This is a genomic window from Falsirhodobacter halotolerans, from assembly GCF_022899245.1.
Classification (GTDB): Bacteria; Pseudomonadota; Alphaproteobacteria; order Rhodobacterales; family Rhodobacteraceae; genus Falsirhodobacter; species Falsirhodobacter halotolerans.
The window spans coordinates 1391104-1409552 of the sequence record NZ_JALJAZ010000001.1; the positions used below are offsets into that span (position 1 = coordinate 1391104).

The 18449-nt window shown below is 65.2% G+C and carries 18 protein-coding genes; 4 read left to right on the plus strand and 14 right to left on the minus strand.

The annotated features are described in order from the left end of the window. Positions 1 to 2: 2 nt before the first annotated feature. Complete coding sequence (locus MU449_RS07425; RefSeq protein ID WP_244737395.1) at positions 3 to 542, minus strand: hypothetical protein; 540 nt, start codon at positions 540 to 542, stop codon at positions 3 to 5. Positions 543 to 643: 101 nt separating this feature from the next. Here MU449_RS07425 and hemB point away from each other — a divergent pair, with 101 nt between their 5' ends. The 3 genes from hemB (at position 644) to MU449_RS07440 (ending at position 4810) form a co-directional block, all read left to right on the plus strand. Next, positions 644 to 1654, plus strand: a complete 1011-nt coding sequence (hemB, locus tag MU449_RS07430) for a porphobilinogen synthase (protein WP_244737396.1) — start codon at positions 644 to 646, stop codon at positions 1652 to 1654. A 49-nt stretch (positions 1655 to 1703) separates the two neighbouring features. Next, positions 1704 to 2258 (plus strand): lipid-binding SYLF domain-containing protein, encoded by a 555-nt coding sequence (locus MU449_RS07435; RefSeq protein WP_244737397.1) that lies wholly within the window; start codon positions 1704 to 1706, stop codon positions 2256 to 2258. Between the two features lie 92 nt (positions 2259 to 2350). After that, on the plus strand, positions 2351 to 4810 hold the full coding sequence (locus MU449_RS07440; protein ID WP_244737398.1) for a penicillin acylase family protein: 2460 nt from the start codon (positions 2351 to 2353) through the stop codon (positions 4808 to 4810). Here the strand turns inward: MU449_RS07440 and MU449_RS07445 are convergent. Then, positions 4807 to 5280, minus strand: a complete 474-nt coding sequence (locus MU449_RS07445) for a dihydrofolate reductase (protein ID WP_244737399.1) — start codon at positions 5278 to 5280, stop codon at positions 4807 to 4809. The two genes, MU449_RS07440 and MU449_RS07445, sit on opposite strands and share 4 nt — an antisense overlap. 30 nt (positions 5281 to 5310) lie before the next feature. After that, a complete protein-coding gene (locus MU449_RS07450) occupies positions 5311 to 6207 on the minus strand; it encodes a thymidylate synthase (RefSeq protein WP_244737400.1) in 897 nt (298 codons plus the stop codon). 115 nt (positions 6208 to 6322) lie between these two features. On the opposite strand from MU449_RS07450, the gene MU449_RS07455 reads away from it, so the two are divergent. Then, a complete protein-coding gene (locus tag MU449_RS07455; RefSeq protein ID WP_244738984.1) occupies positions 6323 to 6751 on the plus strand; it encodes a VOC family protein in 429 nt (142 codons plus the stop codon). Here the strand turns inward: MU449_RS07455 and ribD are convergent, their stop codons facing one another. The 11 genes from ribD to hfq form a co-directional block, all read right to left on the minus strand. Beyond that, entirely contained in the window at positions 6752 to 7801 is a 1050-nt protein-coding gene (gene ribD, locus MU449_RS07460) for a bifunctional diaminohydroxyphosphoribosylaminopyrimidine deaminase/5-amino-6-(5-phosphoribosylamino)uracil reductase RibD (RefSeq protein WP_244738986.1), read from the minus strand. A 14-nt stretch (positions 7802 to 7815) separates the two neighbouring features. After that, complete coding sequence (gene nrdR, locus MU449_RS07465; protein WP_244737401.1) at positions 7816 to 8283, minus strand: transcriptional regulator NrdR; 468 nt, start codon at positions 8281 to 8283, stop codon at positions 7816 to 7818. A 94-nt stretch (positions 8284 to 8377) separates the two neighbouring features. Continuing rightward, on the minus strand, positions 8378 to 8773 hold the full coding sequence (locus MU449_RS07470; RefSeq protein WP_244737402.1) for a secondary thiamine-phosphate synthase enzyme YjbQ: 396 nt from the start codon (positions 8771 to 8773) through the stop codon (positions 8378 to 8380). Next, on the minus strand, positions 8770 to 9141 hold the full coding sequence (locus MU449_RS07475; RefSeq protein ID WP_244737403.1) for a hypothetical protein: 372 nt from the start codon (positions 9139 to 9141) through the stop codon (positions 8770 to 8772). The genes MU449_RS07470 and MU449_RS07475 overlap by 4 nt, the downstream gene beginning before the upstream one ends. After that, positions 9138 to 11117, minus strand: a complete 1980-nt coding sequence (rpoD, locus tag MU449_RS07480) for an RNA polymerase sigma factor RpoD (RefSeq protein ID WP_244737404.1) — start codon at positions 11115 to 11117, stop codon at positions 9138 to 9140. Before rpoD ends, MU449_RS07475 begins: the two co-directional genes overlap by 4 nt. A gap of 92 nt (positions 11118 to 11209) precedes the next feature. Next, positions 11210 to 13120: a DNA primase gene (gene dnaG, locus MU449_RS07485; protein ID WP_244737405.1), complete on the minus strand. Its 1911-nt coding sequence runs from the start codon at positions 13118 to 13120 to the stop codon at positions 11210 to 11212. 43 nt (positions 13121 to 13163) lie between these two features. Continuing rightward, the gene (locus tag MU449_RS07490) at positions 13164 to 14597 is read right to left on the minus strand and encodes a Glu/Leu/Phe/Val family dehydrogenase (protein ID WP_244737406.1); all 1434 of its coding nucleotides are present in this window, start codon (positions 14595 to 14597) and stop codon (positions 13164 to 13166) included. A gap of 67 nt (positions 14598 to 14664) precedes the next feature. Further along, positions 14665 to 15516, minus strand: a complete 852-nt coding sequence (locus tag MU449_RS07495; RefSeq protein ID WP_244737407.1) for a glycosyltransferase — start codon at positions 15514 to 15516, stop codon at positions 14665 to 14667. Between the two features lie 120 nt (positions 15517 to 15636). Then, positions 15637 to 16743, minus strand: coding sequence for an NADH:flavin oxidoreductase/NADH oxidase (locus MU449_RS07500; protein WP_244737408.1), 1107 nt, complete (start codon positions 16741 to 16743; stop codon positions 15637 to 15639). Between the two features lie 99 nt (positions 16744 to 16842). Beyond that, entirely contained in the window at positions 16843 to 18147 is a 1305-nt protein-coding gene (hflX, locus tag MU449_RS07505) for a GTPase HflX (protein ID WP_244738988.1), read from the minus strand. Next, positions 18144 to 18377, minus strand: a complete 234-nt coding sequence (hfq, locus tag MU449_RS07510) for an RNA chaperone Hfq (RefSeq protein WP_054303569.1) — start codon at positions 18375 to 18377, stop codon at positions 18144 to 18146. The genes hflX and hfq overlap by 4 nt, the downstream gene beginning before the upstream one ends. Positions 18378 to 18449 lie beyond the last annotated feature (72 nt).

Below are 18449 nucleotides of genomic sequence, written 5' to 3' on the forward strand. Positions count from 1 at the left end.
CCTCAATACGGCATGGCAAGCGTCAGGTTGCGCCACGCGCCCCAAAGCACCGCCAGAAAGATCGCCCCGCCCGCCAGCGCCTGCACACCCAGACGGTGCCAGAGCAGGCGTTCCACCAACGCCGCCGCGTCCGGCCCCTGGGCCGCCAGCCGCTGCGCAAGACGCAGGCGCAGAACAACGACGGCCAGCCATGGCAGCAGGATCGGCAGCAACGCCTGCGCCATTTCCAGCCCCGCAAGGGCCAGCGCCAGCACCAGCGACCCCGCGAACGCCCCGCCCGCCACCTGCGCCACGCGCATGACCGGCGCCACGTTCAGCATCCGCCGCACATGCACACGCGCCAAGACCAGCGCATCCTCGGCCGCACGCTCCCCCCCTTCGGCCAGGACCGTCGCGGGCACGCCCAGCACCTGTCGCTGCTGCATTGCCCAAAAGCCGACAAGGGCGATCCAATACCAGATCGAGGCGAAAGACCGCGCGCTGATGGGCGAGAGAAGTAGGTCATACCAGTGCACGTCGGCGTGTTCCCTGTCCGTTTGCACCCTACCTACCCTTGAGGCGCGGGCATTTCCATGTCAGGACGCAAAAAAAGATTGTTGTCCGTCCGGCGTGCCGTCGGACCATCTCGACCGCTGAGGACCCCATGCACCTGACACCGGCCTCCTACCCCGCGACCCGCTTTCGCCGCAACCGCCGGACCGACGCCCTACGCCGTCTGACGCAGGAAACCGCGTTCGGCGTGAATGACCTGATCTGGCCCGTGTTCATTCAGGACGACGCCGGCAGCAGCGACATCGCATCCATGCCCGGCGTGCAGCGCCATTCAACCGAGGCGCTGTTGCCGCGGGTGGAGGAGGCGGCACGGCTGGGCGTTCCGGCGGTGTGTCTTTTTCCCTACACCGCCCCCTCGGCCCGGACCGAAACCTGCGAGATGGCATGGCACCCCGACAATCTGGTGAACCGGACGATCCGCGCGATCAAGGACGCCGTGCCGGAGATGGCGGTGATGACGGACATCGCGCTTGATCCGTTCAACATCCATGGGCAGGACGGGCTGATGCGCGACGGGATCGTGCTGAACGACGAAACCGTGGACGCGCTGGTCAAGATGGCCCTGTCGCAGGCCGAGGCGGGGGCGGACATTCTTGGCCCGTCCGACATGATGGACGGGCGGATCGGACGGATGCGCATGGCGCTGGAGGCGGAGGGGCATCACGGCACCTCCATCATGTCCTATTCGGCAAAATACGCCTCGGTCTTTTACGGCCCGTTCCGGGATGCGGTGGGGGCCAGCGCGGTTCTGAAGGGCGACAAGAAGACCTATCAGATGAACCCCGGCAACACGGATGAGGCGCTTCGCCTTGTCGCCCGCGACCTGACCGAGGGGGCCGACAGCGTGATGGTCAAGCCGGGGATGCCCTATCTTGACGTGTGCCGCCGCGTGAAGGACGAATTCGGCGTGCCCACCTTCGCCTATCAGGTGTCGGGGGAATACGCGATGCTGAAGGGGGCGATGGCGCAGGGCTGGCTGGATCCGACGAAGGGCATGGCCGAAAGCCTTCTGGCTTTCAAGCGGGCGGGTTGCGATGGCGTCCTGACCTATTTTGCGCCGGAAATGGCCCGTCACCTGCGGGATGTGAACGGCACCGCGTGACAGGCCCGCGCGCATGGCGTATCGTTGCGGGAACAAAAACATAAGGGGCATGGGCATGATGGACCGGCGCGCACTTCTAGCTGGATTCGGGGCAACGCTTGGCGTGGCGGCCTGCGCGAACGGCGTGGGCAGCAATGGCGGGTCGATGATCGACGCGCGGGTGGACGTGGCACGGGACTACCTGTTCCAGCAGTTTCCAGGCACGCGCGATCTGGCGGCACGTTCGGCTGGCGTCCTCTACATGCCGCTGATCACCGAGGCGGGGCTTGGTATCGGCGGCGCCTATGGCCGTGGGGCGCTGCGGATCAACGACGCGACGGTGGATTACTATTCCGCGGCCAAGGCCTCGGTCGGGTTCCAGATCGGCGCGCAGCAATACGCCCATGCCCTGTTCTTCATGACGCCGATGGCGCTGGCAGATTTCCGGTCCTCGGCCGGTTGGGTGGCGGGGGCGGACCTGCGCTATGCCACACCGGACCAGGGCGGCAGCATCGGCAAGGACACGACCGAGATCGACCCCGTGGTGGCGCTGGTCTATGGCCAGTCGGGCCTGATCGCGGGGGCGACGGTGGCGGGCACGAAATACACGCGGATCATTCCCTGACCCTGACCCGAACGTGATGGGCGGGGCCGATTGTCTTGGCCCCTGTCATCCGCTACCACCCGGGCCATTCCCGCCCGAGTTCAGGACACGATATGATCCGCATCTTCCGCTGGCTGTTCCGTATCCTGACGGGGCTTGTGCTGCTTGGCCTGATCGGGCTGGGAATCGGATACTGGTTCCTGTCACGCTCCTTGCCCAATTATTCCGAGGATTTCGCGCTGGTGGGCCTTGGCGGCCCGGTGGAAATCGTGCGCAACAGCAACGACGTGCCGCACATCTTCGGACAAACGGATGCCGACGTGTTCCGCGCCTTGGGCTTTGTCCACGCGCAGGACCGTTTGTGGCAGATGACCCTGCTGCGACGCACGGCCCAAGGGCGGCTGTCTGAGATTTTTGGCGATCGGACGTTGCGCACCGATGCAATGATGCGGCGGCTGGACCTGTATGGTCTGGCCCAAAGCTCGGTCGCGGCGCAGGACGAACGGACGCGCGTCGCGCTGGAGGCTTATGCCGCCGGGGTGAACGATTGGATCGACCAGATCAACGTGGGCGCGCGGGGTCGGGGGGCGCCGCAGTTCTTCCTGTTCTCGAACGCCATTTCGCCTTGGCAACCGGCGGACAGCCTGGCCATCCTCAAGCTTCTGGCATTGCAGATGTCGTCCAAGACCGGCGATGAGGTGCTGCGCGCCCGCATGTCGCTGATCCTGCCACCGGAACGTCTGCGCGACATTCTGCCCGACGATCCGGGGGCGGCCGTCATGGCCCTGCCCCGATATTCCGAAATCGTGCCGGACGTGTCGCCGGATTACACGCCGATCAAAATGGCCGACGCGCTGTCGCCCTTCGCCATGGCCCCGTTCGGCGGTGCGTCGAACGCGTGGGCCGCGGCACCCACCCGGTCCACCGCCGATGGATCCCTGCTGGCCAATGACCCGCATCTGCCCTTTTCCGCACCCACCATCTGGTATCTGGCGCGGATGGAGCTTTCGACCGGGGGCGTGATCGGCGGAACCATTCCGGGCATGCCGTTGATCCTGTCGGGGCGGTCGGACAGCTTCGGCTGGGGGCTGACCACCGCCTATGTCGACGATCAGGACCTGTTCGTCGAGGAGGTGAACCCCGATCGGCCCGACCAATATCGGACGCCCGAGGGCTGGGAACCCTTCCGCACCGAACGTTCCATCATCCGCATCAAGGATGCCGCGCCGGCCACCGTCACCCTGCGCTGGACCGAGAATGGCCCCGTCCTGCCCGCCAGCCATTACGATGTGGGCAGCATCACCCCCGCCGGGCATGTCATGTCCCTGCGCTGGACCGGGCTGGACCCGCAGGACACCTCGATGACCGCCGCCATGGGCCTGATGTATGCCGAAGGGATCGACGCCGCGATGGCCGCAGGGCGCGACTTCGTGGCCCCGGCGCAGAACCTGATGCTGGCCGATGCGGACGGCATCGCCCTGCAGACCGTGGGCGCCATTCCCGCCCGCAACCCGGCGATGCAAGGTCAGGGGCGCATCCCCTCGCCCGGATGGATCGCCCAGAACCGCTGGCTGGGGATCGCCCCCTATGACACCAACCCGCGCGAGCGTGATCCCGCCTCGGGCATCCTTGGCAACACCAACAACAAGACGGTGGACCGCCCCTTTCCGGACCATGTCAGCTTCGATTGGGGCGACACGCAACGCATCCAGCGCTGGCTGACCCTGATGCGGGCGCGCAACGTCCACACGCGCGACAGCTTCATCGAGGCGCAGCTGGACACCGTCAGCACCACCATGCGCGAGGTGTTGCCGCTGGTCGGGGCCGATCTGTGGTATGTCGGCGCCGACGCGCCCGACGGCACGCCCGAACGCCTGCGCCAGCGGGCGCTTGCCATGCTCGCCCAGTGGAATGGCGAGATGAACGAGCATATGCCGGAACCGCTGATCGCGCAGGCCTGGCTGTCGGCCTTGCAGGATCGGTTGATCCGCGACGATATCGGCCCGATGGCGGATCAGTTCAGTCATGTGGACGCGACGTTCCTTGGCCGCGTGTATCGCAACGAAGGCGGTGCCGGGGTGTGGTGCGACCTGAAGCAGACAAGCGTAGAGGAAACCTGCGCCGATGCCGCCCGGATCGCGCTGGACGACGCACTTTTGTGGCTGTCCGAGCGCTATGGTGCCAATCTGGAAAGCTGGCGGTGGGGCGACGCGCATCAGGCCACGCATGACGATCCCGTCCTTGGGAACTTGCCGGGGCTGCGGTATCTGGTGAACATCCGGCAATCGACCTCGGGTGGGGACGATACGCTGAACCGGGGGGTGACGAAGGGCTTCGGGCGCGACCCGTTCCAGAACGTGCATGGCGCGGGGTATCGCGGCGTCTATGACTTCGCCGACCCCGACAGTTCGGTCTTCATCACGTCAACCGGGCAATCGGGCCATCCGCTGTCGCAATTCTATGACGATCTGGGCGGGTTGTGGCGGCGGGGGGAGTATGTGCCGATGTCACTGGACCCGGATCTTGCCCGGGCCGCGGCGGTGGGGATCACCCACCTGACACCTGCCCCCTAGCGCCGCAGGTATTCGGTCAGGGTGCAGGCGGGCCCCTCGGGTCGCAGGGTCATCGTCTGCACCGCGCGCCAGTCGTTGAAATTCACCGCGGGGAAAAACGTGTCGGCGTCGGGCACGTCCACGTCCACGAATGTCAGCAGAAGCCGATCGGCCACGGGCAGCAGCGCCTCGTAAATGCCGCGCCCGCCCATCCCATAGACCCGCGCATGGCCTGCCTTTGCCGCAAGCGCCAGTGCCCCCTGGACCGAGGCCGCCGCCTCGCACTCCACCGTGTGCGAGGTGACGACGATGTTCATCCGGCGGGGCAGCGGGCGTTTCGGCAGGCTGTCCCAGGTGTGCCGCCCCATGATGACCGCGCCGCCCGCCGTTTCGCGGGCGAAAAAGGCCATGTCCTCGGGCGCGTCCCACGGGATCGTGTTGCCCCGCCCGATGGCGTTGTTGCGCGCGAGCCCCGCGATCAGAGTCAGCATTGTCTGGTCATCCCTGTTGCAAACGTCCGCTCACACGGCCACATCGGCCTTGATCGCGGCATGGGGGTCATAACCCTCCACGGTGAAATCCTCGATCCGGTAATCGTCGATGCTGCGCGCGCGCGACGCAAGGCGCATCTTCGGGACGGCGCGCGGCGTGCGCCCCATCTGTTCGCGCGCCACATCCAGATGGTTCAGATAGAGATGCACATCCCCCGCGAACCATACGATTTCGCCGGGCGTCAGCCCCGCCTGCTGGGCGATCATCAGATGCAGGGCCGACGCGCCCACCCAGTTGAACGGCACCCCAAGCAACAGGTCCGCCGAACGCTGGAAACACAGCGAATTCAGCCGCCCATCGGTCGTGACGTGATACTGATAGACCATGTGACAAGGCGGCAGCGCCATCCCCGACAGCTCGGCCACGTTCCAGGCGTGAAACAGCATCCGGCGGCTGGCAGGGTTGGTCTTCAACGTGGCGATCAGATCGGCGATCTGGTCATGCTCGCGCCCATCCGCGCCGACCCATCGCCGCCATTGCTTGCCATAGACCGGACCCAACTCCCCCCAACGACGGGCGAACGCGTCGTCTGAAATGATGCGAGCCTCGAACGCCTCTTGCGCGATATCCTCGCCCGTTTCACGGCGATAGGTGGCAAGCGGCCAATCGGTCCAGATGCGGACGTTCTCTTTCAACAGCGGCTGGATATTCGTGCCCCCGCTCAGGAACCACAGCATCTCCTTCACCGCCGTTTTCCAATAGACGCGTTTGGTGGTCAGAAGCGGAACCGACCCATCCGACAGATCGAACCGCGCCATTGCGCCGAACACCGACCGCGTCCCGACGCCGGTGCGATCCACACGCTCATCCCCCGTGGACAGGACACGGTCAAGGAGGTCAAGATACTGATGCTCGGGGTGGCGCATGGGTTGCCTCATATGGCTCGGGGGCTGTCGCCTGTCGATACCGCATGTCGTGCCGAACGGAAATCCCACGGCTGGCAACTTCCTGCAATCAGACTAACTTCGCCCTCAGAAGGAGATTTACATGAAATATCTGCACACGATGGTCCGCGTCAAAGACTTGGACGCGACAATGGCGTTCTTCCGTTTGCTGGGCTTGGAAGAGGTGCGTCGGATGGACAGCGAGAAGGGCCGTTTCTCGTTGATCTTCATGGCGCCCCCCGGCCAGCCGGAATGCCCGGTGGAACTGACCTACAACTGGGATGGCGACGAAGGCCTGCCCTCGGACAGCCGTCACTTCGGCCATCTGGCCTATGAATGCGACGACATCTATGCCCTGTGCCAGCATCTGCAGGACAATGGCGTGACGATCAACCGGCCGCCGCGCGACGGGCACATGGCCTTTGTGCGCAGCCCCGACAACGTATCGATAGAACTGCTGCAAAAGGGCGACGCAAAACCCGCGCAAGAGCCGTGGGCCTCGATGGAAAACACCGGTCACTGGTGATCAGAACGACCAGCGGGTCAGCGTGTCGCCGCCGATGACACGCTGATCCATCAGCGTCGGGCGCGGGGCATCGGCCAGATGCGCCCAGCCCAGGGGGGCGATGGCGGGAACGGCGTCCCCGCCCAGAACCGCACCGGCGGTGAACATCGCAAGGTCGTCCACCAACCCCTCGCGCAACAGGGCGGCGGCCACGGTCGCGCCCCCCTCGCTGAACACCCGCGTGATCCCGCGATCGGCCAGCGCGCGCAAGGCGGCGCGCAGGCCCGAGGCCTGGATCAGATGCGCCCCCGCCGCAATCCACGCATCCCGCGCCGGTTGCGGGGCGGCATCGCCGTGCACCATCCAGACGGGCCCCTTGCGGACCGATCGCCCCAGCCGGCCGCCCGGATCAAGGCGCAGGGTGCTGTCGAGCACCACCCGGACGGGCTGATGCCGGGCACCGATGTCCCGCACACTCAGCTCCGGGTCGTCGGCCAATGCGGTGCCCGATCCGATCATGACCGCGTCATGGGACAGGCGTATCGCGTGAACGGCCCGCCGTGCCTCCGCCCCCGTGATCCAGCGGCTTTCGCCCGCTGCCGTGGCGATGCGGCCATCCAGGCTGGTGGCCAGTTTCAGCGTGACCATCGGCAGACCCTGCCCGATCCGCTTGAGAAAGCCCTTGTTCAGCGCCCGCGCCTGATCGGCCATGACATGTTCGGTGACGGTGATCCCCGCCGCGCGCAACATGGCGTGCCCGCGACCGGCCACACGCGGATCGGGGTCGATGGCCGCACTTACGACATGGGACACACCGGCCCGCACGATGGCGGCGGAACAGGGCGGCGTCTTGCCGAAATGCGCACACGGTTCCAACGAGACATAGGCCGTTGCGCCTTCGGCCAAGGGGCCCGCCTGCTCCAGCGCCCGCACCTCGGCATGGGGCCGGCCGCCGGGTTGGGTCCAGCCACGGCCGACGATCCGGCCCTCCCGGACGATCACGCAACCGACCGCCGGATTGGGCCACACATTGCCCAAACCACGCCGCGCCAATCCGATCGCATGCGCCATATGGCGTGGGTCGATCACTCGTCCTTCAGGGCGGTGGGGCGCAATTCGGCCACGAACTTGTCGAAATCGCCAGCCTCCTGGAAATTCTTGTAAACGCTGGCGAAGCGGACATACCCGACGGTGTCGATCCGCGCGAGGCTTTCCATCACGATCTCACCGATGACCTTGGAGCTGATATCCGTGTCGCCCAGACTTTCCAGCCGACGCACGATGCCCGAAATCATCTGGTCGATCCGGTCGGGGGCCACGGGCCGCTTCTGCATGGCGATGCGGATCGACCGCTCAAGCTTGGAGCGGTCGAAATCCTCGCGCTTGCCCGAGGTCTTGATGACCACCAGATCGCGCAACTGAACCCGTTCATAGGTCGTGAACCGCCCCCCGCAGGCCGGGCAGAAACGGCGGCGACGGATGGCGACATGATCTTCGGCGGGGCGGCTGTCCTTCACCTGCGTGTCGATATTTCCGCAAAACGGGCAGCGCATCCGGTATCCCTTGTCCCATGACGACCTGCGCGGACCTTAGCGCGTCTTCACAGGGATGGGCCAGAGGGAAATGCGACCCACCGCATGTTGCGTATCACGACAGATGCAGGGCCACTTCGCGTTGATGGGGCAATGTCCGGTGTTCGACAACGAAAATCCCCTGCCACCGGCCCAACATCATGCGTCCGTTCCGCACCGGAATGGAAAGGCTGGTCGGAAGAAGTGCCGCCTTGATATGCGCGGGCATGTCGTCCGCGCCCTCATACCGGTGGGTGATCCACGCCATGTCGGGGTGATCGGCGGGCGGCACGAGGCGGCCAAAAAACGCTGCCAGATCGGCCTTCACCTCGGGATCGGCATTTTCCTGTATCAAAAGCGAGGCAGAGGTATGACGTATCATCAATGTCAGCAAACCGTCCCCGCGCAGCTGACGGGCCACCAGATCGGTGATCTCATACAGGCCCGGTCCGGTTGTGCGGACGGTGATCACCGTTTCATACGCCGCGTTTCACACAAGGAATCGGCAAACCCGGCCGAGAGATAGCCGCGGTTGGGAATGACGAAAATGCCGGTGTCGTCCGTCGCCCCTTCGGGAGAGAGGGAGAACATCATCCCCGTCATGCGCGGCAGCGGCTTGGGAGAGATACGGTAGATCGGCGTCGTCGGATTGACGTTAAGCCGACGCAGCGCGAAATCGCCCGCCGCGCACCAGTAGTTGCGGGCCGCCGCACCCGGTTCATACTGAACCATGAACCGCGACGCATCGCCATCGACGCGGTAGCTGTCGAAGGCGATGAAGGCGGAGGCGGGGGATGCGGCGATCCCCAAGGCAACGGCAATGGCGGCGATCGTTTTCATTGGTCCAGGAAACTCCGCAATTTGCGCGACCGGCTGGGATGCTTCAACTTGCGCAGTGCCTTCGCCTCGATCTGGCGGATCCGTTCGCGCGTCACGCTGAATTGCTGTCCCACCTCTTCCAACGTGTGGTCGGTGTTCATGCCGATGCCAAAGCGCATCCGCAGAACCCGCTCCTCGCGCGGGGTGAGAGAGGCCAGAACACGGGTCGTCGTCTCCTTCAGGTTTTCCTGAATGGCCGAATCCAGCGGCAGGATCGCGTTCTTGTCTTCGATGAAATCGCCAAGCTGGCTGTCTTCCTCATCCCCGATCGGGGTCTCAAGGCTGATCGGCTCTTTCGCGATCTTCATGACCTTGCGAACCTTGTCGAGAGGCATCTGCAGCTTCTCGGCCAGTTCCTCGGGCGTGGGTTCGCGGCCGATTTCGTGCAGCATCTGACGACCGGTGCGGACCAGCTTGTTGATCGTCTCGATCATGTGGACCGGGATGCGGATGGTCCGCGCCTGATCCGCGATGGACCGGGTGATCGCCTGACGGATCCACCACGTCGCATAGGTGGAGAACTTATAGCCGCGGCGATACTCGAACTTGTCCACGGCCTTCATCAGGCCGATGTTGCCTTCCTGGATCAGGTCCAGGAACTGCAGACCCCGGTTCGTATATTTCTTGGCGATGGAGATGACGAGGCGAAGGTTCGCCTCCACCATTTCCTTCTTGGCCTGACGCGCTTCCTTTTCGCCCTTCTGCACCTGCTGCACGATGCGGCGGAATTCGGAAATGTCGACGCCGACATACTGGCCGACCTGCGCCATCTCGGCACGCAGTTCCTCGACCTTGGCGCGGCTTTTCTCCATCAGGGTCTGCCAGCCACGCCCGGATTTCCCGGCCATGCGGTCCATCCAGCTGGGGTCCAGCTCGTATCCCTGATATTCGTCCACGAATTCGCGGCGGTTGATCCGCGCGGCATCCGCCAGCTTCACCATGCCCGAATTGATCGACATCACGCGGCGGTTGATGCCGTAAAGCTGGTCGATCAGCGCCTCGATCCGGTTGTTGTGAAGGTGAAGGCTGTTGACCAGCACCACCATCTCGGTCCGGGTCTGCTGATAGGCCGCTTCGCCCGCAAAGCCCTCGCCGCCCATCGTCGCCTGCATCCGTTCGTCCTGCATCGCGGACAAGCGGTCGTAATTCCCGGCGATGACGTCCAGCGTTTCCAGAACGCGCGGCTTCAGCGCGGCTTCCATCGCCGCCAGCGACATGGCGGTCGCGTCCTCGTCATCCTCGTCGTCGTCGCTGCGGATCGGGTTGCCGTCGGCGTCCAGCTCCTGCTCGCCCGGTTGGCGCCGGGGTTGCTGTTGCTGGCCCTCGGGCACCTCGACGCCCTCGACACCGGCCTCCTCCATGTCGTCCTCGCCATCCAGCGACCGCCCGAAGGTGGCCTCCAGGTCGATGACGTCGCGCAGAAGAATATCCTCGGACAGAAGCTCGTCCCGCCAGATCGTGATCGCCTGGAAGGTCAGCGGGCTTTCGCACAGCCCCGCGATCATCGTGTTGCGACCGGCCTCGATCCGCTTGGCGATGGCGATCTCGCCCTCACGAGACAGAAGTTCGACCGATCCCATTTCGCGCAGATACATCCGCACCGGATCGTCGGTGCGGTCCAGCGTCTCGGACGTGGAGCCCGCCACCGCAACCTCGCGCGAGGTGGAGGAGGTCTGAACCACCGGGCTCGTCTCCTCCTCGCCCTCGCCTTCCTCGCGCACTTCAATGCCCATTTCGGACAGCATCGCCATCATGTCCTCGATCTGGTCGGAGGAGACCTGATCCTGCGGAATGACGGTGTTCAGCTGTTCATAGGTAATGTAGCCCCGCTCACGCGCGTCGGCGATCATCCGTTTGACGGCAGCCTGACTTATGTCCAGCGAGGATTCGGTTTCCTGATCCTCGGGTTTGCCGTCATCGGTGTCTTTGGCTGCCATGGTAGCTCCTAGCGGGGGTGTGCCGGACAAGGTGCGAATCGTCCGGCCTTCCTATCGAATCAATAGCGCGAATCACAGCGGGTGAAAGCGCCTCAGCTCTTTTTCTTTATCCAAACCTGATCCTCGATCATACGTCGAAGGTGATCGGACAGGGCGGACCGGTCTTCTCCCAGGTCGCCCGAATCGTCAAGGCGGCTGCGTCCGACGCGATTGCGCGCCTCGGCCGCCTGGGCCAGACGCCATGTCAGGCCCTCATCCGCAAGGCCCTCCATATCCTCCATCGCCTCGCGAATCTCGATCTCGGTTCCACGCGCGGCATCCAGTTTCGCGAACTCTTCCGCCAGACATTGCCGCGCCAGCGCGACATCGTCCGGGTGTCGGATCGGCGGCGAGATGCGAACATGGGGCAGCGACAGCAGCGTTTCAAGGTCTTGCGCCACAGCCTCCATCGCGTGATCCGCGCCATGGGCCTGTTGCAAAAGCGCATCGCGAACATGCCGCTGTTCGGGCGTCAGCGGGCCAAGCCGCTCCAACGCCGATTCGAACGGTCCGATCAGCGAGGGATGCCCGGCAAACCCCGCAAGAATGACCGAGACTCGCAGCGTTTGCGTCATGCCCTCCCCTTCGGCCATGGCCAGAAGCGATTGGCGGGCGGAGGTGCTGGGGGCGATCCGCACCGGCTCTTTCCGGCCCGGCACAAAGGGGCGGCTCGTCTTGCGGATGCCGAACAGCTCCCACCGGCGCTGCTTGATCTCCTCGCCATAGTGGTGACGGATCGACGGATCGGCGATGCGGGCAATGGCCGCGCGCAAGGTCTTGTCCAGGGCCGCGCGGCGTTCGGGACTGTCGAAGACCTTCCCTTCCGTCTCACGCTGCCACAAAAGGCCGACCATCGGCTCCGCCGCCTCCAGCACCTTGCGAAAAGCCTGCGCGCCTTGCGATTTGATCAGGTCGTCCGGGTCCATGCCCACGGGCAGAACGGCAAAGCGCAGGCTCTTGCCCGCCTCCAGCAGCGGCAGGGCCAGATCAACCACGCGCAGCGCGGCCCGAATGCCCGCCGCGTCCCCGTCCAGCGCGATGACGGGTTCGTCGGCAATGCGCCACATCAGGCGCAACTGATCCTCGGTGATCGCGGTGCCCAGAGGGGCCACGGTTGCGCGGAATCCCGCTTCGGACAGCGCGATCGTATCCATATAGCCTTCGGCCACGACCAGCGGGTCGCCCTTGCCCGCCGCCTCCCGCGCGGGGCCGTGGTTGAACAGGTTGCGCCCCTTGTCGAACAGATCCGTTTCCGGCCCATTCAGATATTTCGCCCGGGCGTTCGGGTCCATGGCCCGCCCGCCAAGGCTGATCGCGCGCCCCCGCGCATCGCGGATGGGAAAGATGATCCGCCCGCGAAACCGGTCATAGGGCGCGCCCCCGTCGTCGGGACGCGCGCACAGCCCCGAGGCCACGACCAGATCGGGCGCGAACCCCTTGCCGGTCAACACCTGAAACACGCCCTGCCGGGCATCGGGGGCGAAGCCGATCTCCCATCGGTCGCGCGCGGCCTGCGACAGGCCCCGTCCGTCCAGATACCGTCGCGCGTCCTCCCCCTGGCGGGAGCCGAGCATCAGGCGATAATGGCGGACGGCCTCCTCCATGATCTCGGCCAATTGGCTGCGGCGATCCTGTTTCGCGGCGGCCTGCGGGTCGCGGGCCGGCATGGGCATCCCGGCCTCGCGCGCAAGGATCTCCACCGCCTCCATGAAGCCGACATTCTCGGTCTCCTTCACGAAGCCGATGGCATCGCCCTTGGCGTGGCAGCCGAAGCAGTAATAAAAGCCCTTCCGGTCATCCACATGAAAAGACGCGGATTTTTCCTGATGGAACGGGCACGGGGCCCAGAAGTCGCCCTTCCCCTGATTGGACTTTCGCATGTCCCACGTGACCTTGCGCCCCACAACCTGCGAGAGCGAGATGCGGGTGCGCAATTCGTCAAGGAAACCGGGCGGGAGCGACATGATCCCTTATCGTCCCGCCCGCAGCCGGAGTAAAGCCCCTGCCTTACAGCCCCTTCGACTGATAGGTGGCGGCGACCCGGCTGATGGACACGATATAGGCCGCGACGCGCAGATCCTCGACATCGTCGCGCCCATGCCACACATCGCGCATCGCCTGATAGGCCGTGCGCATCGTGTCATCCAGACCCGACCGGACCAACTCCAACTCCCCCGCGCCGTGAAGATACCGCTTCTTGAAATCGGGCGAGAGGGTCCAGCCGAGACCCTTGTCCGCCGACAGGCGCTCCAGCTCGTTCACCAGCAATTCGTGCCGCGTCTCCTCCGCCCGTCGCTGCATGCGCCCGAAACGGATGTGGGACAGATTCTTGACCCATTCGAAATACGACACCGTCACACCGCCCGCATTGGCATACATGTCGGGGATGATCACCGCCCCCTTCTTGCGCAGAATTTCATCCGCGCCGAAGGTGATGGGGCCGTTCGCCGCCTCGATGATCAGACGTGCCTGGATGCGTTCGGCGTTGGACAGGTTGATCACGCCTTCCATCGCCGCCGGGATCAGGATGTCGCACTCGGTCTCCAGCACCTTGGCGCCGGCATCGGTGAAGGCCGCGCCGGGATAATCGCGGATGGATCCGGTCTTGACGATCCACTGGCGCACATCCTCCACATCCAGACCCGCGTCGGAGGTCAACGCCCCGTCCCGTTCCAGAATCGCGATGATCTTGGCGCCATCCTCCTCGGACAGGAACTTGGCTGCGTGATAGCCCACATTGCCCAGGCCCTGCACGACGACCCGCTTGCCATCCAGCTTGCCCGACAGGCCCGCCTTGGCAATATCCTCGGGGTGGCGGAAGAATTCGCGCAGCGCGTATTGCACACCGCGGCCCGTCGCCTCCACCCGCCCCATGATGCCGCCCGCATTCAACGGTTTGCCCGTGACGCAGGCCTTGGCGTTGATGTCGGTCGTGTTCATGCGGGCATACTGGTCGGCGATCCACGCCATCTCCCGCTCGGACGTGCCCATGTCGGGGGCGGGCACGTTCTGGGCGGGATTGATCAGGTCGCGCTTGATCAGCTCATAGGCGAAGCGGCGGGTGATCAGTTCCAGTTCCCGCTCGTCATACTGGCGGGGATCGATGCACAGCCCGCCTTTGGACCCGCCGAACGGGGTTTCCACCAGCGCGCATTTATAGGTCATCAGCGCGGCCAGCGCCTCCACCTCGTCCTGATTGACGTTGGAGGCGAAGCGGATTCCGCCCTTCACCGGCTCCATATGTTCGGAATGGACCGAACGGTATCCGGTGAACGTCTCGATCTTGCCGCGCAGGCGCACCCCGAACCGGACGGTATAGGTCGAATTGCAGACACGGATCTTCTGTTCCAGTCCGGGGCTGAGGTCCATGTGCCGCACGGCGCGGTTGAACATCAGATCGACAGATTCACGAAAACTCGGCTCACCCGCCACGACAACCATCTTGCAACCTTCCATTTCGTTTCGGCCCCTGCGGGAATCGCACGGGCCGTTTGTCCGTCAGTCTATACTAGGGCACGGCCAGCGACAGGCCCGCACCTTCTTCGAAATCCACGCCGCCCAGAAACGGAAACGCACGCGCGATCGCCTGCACGCCCGCCTCGGCGTCCAGTTCGGTCACCCGCGCGCCGGGGGGATGACCGCCCCCGAAGGGCCGGGAATCGTGCCCTTCGAACTTCAACTGCACCGATCCGATGATGCGGGGATCCTGAACATGCAGAAACCGCCGTCCCAGGGCCAGATGGCCGAAGGAAAACACCGTCCTGTCCCGGTGATGCGGACGCACCGCGCATCCCGCGCTGTGAAACGGCAGGGACATGTCGAAAAACCGCAGCGGTGCATCGGCATAGCGTGTCACGATCAGCTGCCTTGGCAGGGTGAAGGCATAAGCCCCCGCCCCCGCCATCGCCCGCGCCGCCGCGTTCAGACGTGCGACATAGTCGGGGGTGAGCGCATCGTCGTCGTCGATGCGGAACTGCACCAGCCGCCGGTTGTGGGTGCGTTCGATGTTCATCAGCACCGGGCGAAGCGCCGCGTCCACGGAGCGTTCGTCCGAGGTCACGACCCGAACCTGCGGAACACTGGCGGCCAGCCCAACCAATTCGGCCCGCGCCGCCTCCGGCAATTCGGGCGAGGTCAGGAAGATGAACACGAAGTCAGGATCGGTTTGCGCGGCAAGCGACGGCATCAGCACATGGCGAAGGCACCAGCGGCGGAACGCCAGACGCGCCGGGCCGTAAAGGGCACCGGCGATGTCGTCCAGCAACGTCGCCTCCTGCCCCGTGTCCACCCCCCGAAACACGGCCCAATCCCCGCGCCCCAGAAAGGAAAACCGGCAAATTCCCACTGCAAGATCGTGCATCACGTCCCCCGTCCCGTCACAGGTGAACCGAAGACGGCACGACCCGTCAACCCGAAACACCCGCGATCGACCACCTTGCCCCGCTTGCCAAGCGGCTGACCCGGCGGACGGGGCCGCAACCTATCCCTGCCGGAACAGATCCTTGAACCTGGACGGTTGGCTGCGCAAATATTGCGGCGGGACGGTCACGACTGCCTGCAAGGCCGCCGCCGCATGCCAGGGCCAGCGTGGATCATAGGTGATGGTTCGCGCCAAGGCGACCATGTCCGCATCGCCCGTTGCGACGATCGCCTCGGCATGTTCGGGTTCGGTGATCAGCCCCACCGCCACGACCGGAATGGACACCGCCTGCTTCACCGCCCGCGCCAACGGCACCTGATAGCCGGGCGCGACGGGGATCGCCTGCCGGGCATCCAGTCCCCCGCTCGACACATGGATCGCGGCACATCCCCGCCGCTCCAACTCTCGGGCGAAGGCGATGGTTTGATCGATGTCCCAGCCCCCTTCGACCCAATCCGTCCCGGACACGCGAACCGTCACGGGCCGATCCGCAGGAAAGGCCGCGCGCACCGCATCGAACACCTCCAACGGGAACCGCATACGATGTTCCAAGCTGCCGCCATACGCGTCCGTGCGCCGGTTCGACAGGGGTGAGAGGAAGTTGTGCAGCAGATAGCCGTGGGCCGCATGGATCTGCACCGCATCGATGCCCAGACGGGCCGCCCGCGTTGCGGCCATGGCAAAGGCGTCGCGGATGCGGTCCATGCCCGCCCGGTCCAGTTCGGCCGGGGGCACGTCCCTTGCATCGAACGGCAGGGGCGAGGGCGCGACCGTCTGCCAGCCCTGGGAATCGTCCGGCGTCATCTGCGCGCCACCCTGCCACGGCAGATCGGTCGAGGCCTTGCGCCCCGCATGGGCCAACTGAATCGCGATCGGCATCCTGGACCAGCGGCGCACCCCTTCCACCACGCGGGCCATCGCCGCCTCGGTCCGGTCATCCCACAGCCCCACATCGGCATAGGTGATGCGCCCCTCCGGCGTCACGGCGGTGGCCTCGATGGTCAGAATGCCCGCCCCGGAATGCGACAGATGCCCCAGATGCATGAGGTGCCAATCCGTCATGCAGCCATCTTGGGCCGAATACTGGCACATGGGGGCGATGACGATCCGGTTTTCAAGCGTCAGGCCACCCACGGTGATGGGCGCGAAGAGTTTCGATTTCGGCATGGCAGATCCTTTGGCATTTGGAACAAGAGGGGCGACGCGCGACCGAAACGGCATCCTGACTGGCTGAACGCCCCCCCCGCGAGGGCGAACCCACCGGGATCAGATCCGTTCCCACTGCGCCTTCTGCCGCGCCGTCCAGCGAACCGTCATGGTCAGGGCATCGTCGTCGGCCGCTTCATGCTCCACCACCCCATGCTCGTGCAGCCAGGCCCGCTTGCGCCCCGCGCCCAGGTCAAGGGTCAGGGTTTCGGTCTGGCGTTCCTCGTCCAAGGCTTGGGTAATGGCCGCGATCAGCGCATCCGTCCCCTCACCCGTCACGGCGGAAAGGGGAAACACCGCGCCCGACTGCTCCCCCCGCGCCACGACCGTTTCGCGCGCCGAACCGGACAGGAGGTCGAGCTTGTTCCACACCTCGAACATCGGCACCGAGGGATCGACGCCAAGGCTTTGCAGGATGTCGTTCACATCCGCCGCCTGCTCGGCGCTCTCGGGATGGGCGATGTCGCGGACGTGCAGGATCAGGTCCGCTTCCAGAACCTCCTCCAGCGTGGCGCGGAAGGCGGCGACCAACTGGGTCGGCAGGTCGGAGATGAAGCCCACCGTATCGGACAGGATCACGCTGAGGCCGGTCGGCAGTTCCACCGCCCGCAATGTCGGATCAAGGGTCGCGAACAGCATGTCCTTGGCCATCACCTCGGCCCCCGTCAGACGGTTGAACAGGCTGGACTTGCCCGCGTTGGTGTATCCGACCAGCGCGACGATGGGGAACGGAACCTTGCGCCGCGCCGCCCGGTGCAATTCGCGCGTGCGCACCACCTTTTCCAACTGCCGACGGATGCGGATCATCTGTTCGTCGATGGCGCGGCGGTCGGCCTCGATCTGCGTCTCACCGGGGCCGCCGACGAACCCAAGGCCGCCGCGCTGCCGTTCCAGGTGGGTCCAGGCGCGCACCAGACGCGTGCGCTGATAGGACAGCGCCGCGAGTTCGACCTGCAGCACCCCCTCGCGCGTCTGCGCGCGGTCGGCGAAAATCTCCAGGATCAGACCGGTCCGATCCAGAAGCTTGACCCCCCAGGCCTTTTCCAGATTGCGCTGCTGCACCGGGGTTACAGGACCGTCCACAAGGACCAGTTCCACCTCATCCGCCTTCAGGCGCTGGCCCAGCTCTTCGATCTTGCCCGATCCGAACAGGGCGCCCGGGGCGACCTTGGGTACGGGAACCACCTCCGCCCCCATGATGGTCAGGCCGGGCAGTGCGACGGCAAGGGCCTCCGCCTCGGCCAAGGCGTGTTCGGGAAGGCGCCGGGTGCGCTGGTTGCGAAAGTCGGGATGCAGGACAAAGGCGCGCGTCGGGCGCGCCTCCGTCGCGTGGCCGGTCGGGATGTCGGACGTGTCGGAAATCAGTCTTCGCCTTCATAAAGGTTGATGGGCGCGCCCGGCATGATGGTCGAGATCGCGTGTTTGTAGACAAGCTGCGACTGGCCGTCGCGGCGCAGAAGCACGCAGAAATTGTCGAACCAGGTGATGACGCCCTGAAGCTTCACACCGTTGATCAGGAAGATCGTGACGGGAACTTTCGCCTTGCGGACATGATTCAGGAACGCGTCCTGAAGATTTTGCTTATCAGCGGCCATTTTGATGCCTTATCGTTATATGCTTTCTTCCCTGCCCGCAGTGACGGACAGCCATAATATGAAGCGGGATCG

Excerpts from the sequence above, each read along its gene's own strand:
- hemB (WP_244737396.1), top strand. The coding sequence starts at position 644 with ATGCACCTGACACCGGCCTCCTACCCCGCGACCCGCTTTCGCCGCAAC.
- MU449_RS07435 (WP_244737397.1), top strand. The coding sequence starts at position 1,704 with ATGGGCATGATGGACCGGCGCGCACTTCTAGCTGGATTCGGGGCAACG.
- MU449_RS07440 (WP_244737398.1), top strand. The coding sequence starts at position 2,351 with ATGATCCGCATCTTCCGCTGGCTGTTCCGTATCCTGACGGGGCTTGTG.
- MU449_RS07445 (WP_244737399.1), bottom strand. The coding sequence starts at position 5,280 with ATGCTGACTCTGATCGCGGGGCTCGCGCGCAACAACGCCATCGGGCGG.
- MU449_RS07450 (WP_244737400.1), bottom strand. The coding sequence starts at position 6,207 with ATGCGCCACCCCGAGCATCAGTATCTTGACCTCCTTGACCGTGTCCTG.
- ribD (WP_244738986.1), bottom strand. The coding sequence starts at position 7,801 with ATGGCGCATGCGATCGGATTGGCGCGGCGTGGTTTGGGCAATGTGTGG.
- nrdR (WP_244737401.1), bottom strand. The coding sequence starts at position 8,283 with ATGCGCTGCCCGTTTTGCGGAAATATCGACACGCAGGTGAAGGACAGC.
- MU449_RS07475 (WP_244737403.1), bottom strand. The coding sequence starts at position 9,141 with ATGAAAACGATCGCCGCCATTGCCGTTGCCTTGGGGATCGCCGCATCC.
- rpoD (WP_244737404.1), bottom strand. The coding sequence starts at position 11,117 with ATGGCAGCCAAAGACACCGATGACGGCAAACCCGAGGATCAGGAAACC.
- dnaG (WP_244737405.1), bottom strand. The coding sequence starts at position 13,120 with ATGTCGCTCCCGCCCGGTTTCCTTGACGAATTGCGCACCCGCATCTCG.
- MU449_RS07490 (WP_244737406.1), bottom strand. The coding sequence starts at position 14,597 with ATGGTTGTCGTGGCGGGTGAGCCGAGTTTTCGTGAATCTGTCGATCTG.
- MU449_RS07495 (WP_244737407.1), bottom strand. The coding sequence starts at position 15,516 with ATGCACGATCTTGCAGTGGGAATTTGCCGGTTTTCCTTTCTGGGGCGC.
- MU449_RS07500 (WP_244737408.1), bottom strand. The coding sequence starts at position 16,743 with ATGCCGAAATCGAAACTCTTCGCGCCCATCACCGTGGGTGGCCTGACG.
- hfq (WP_054303569.1), bottom strand. The coding sequence starts at position 18,377 with ATGGCCGCTGATAAGCAAAATCTTCAGGACGCGTTCCTGAATCATGTC.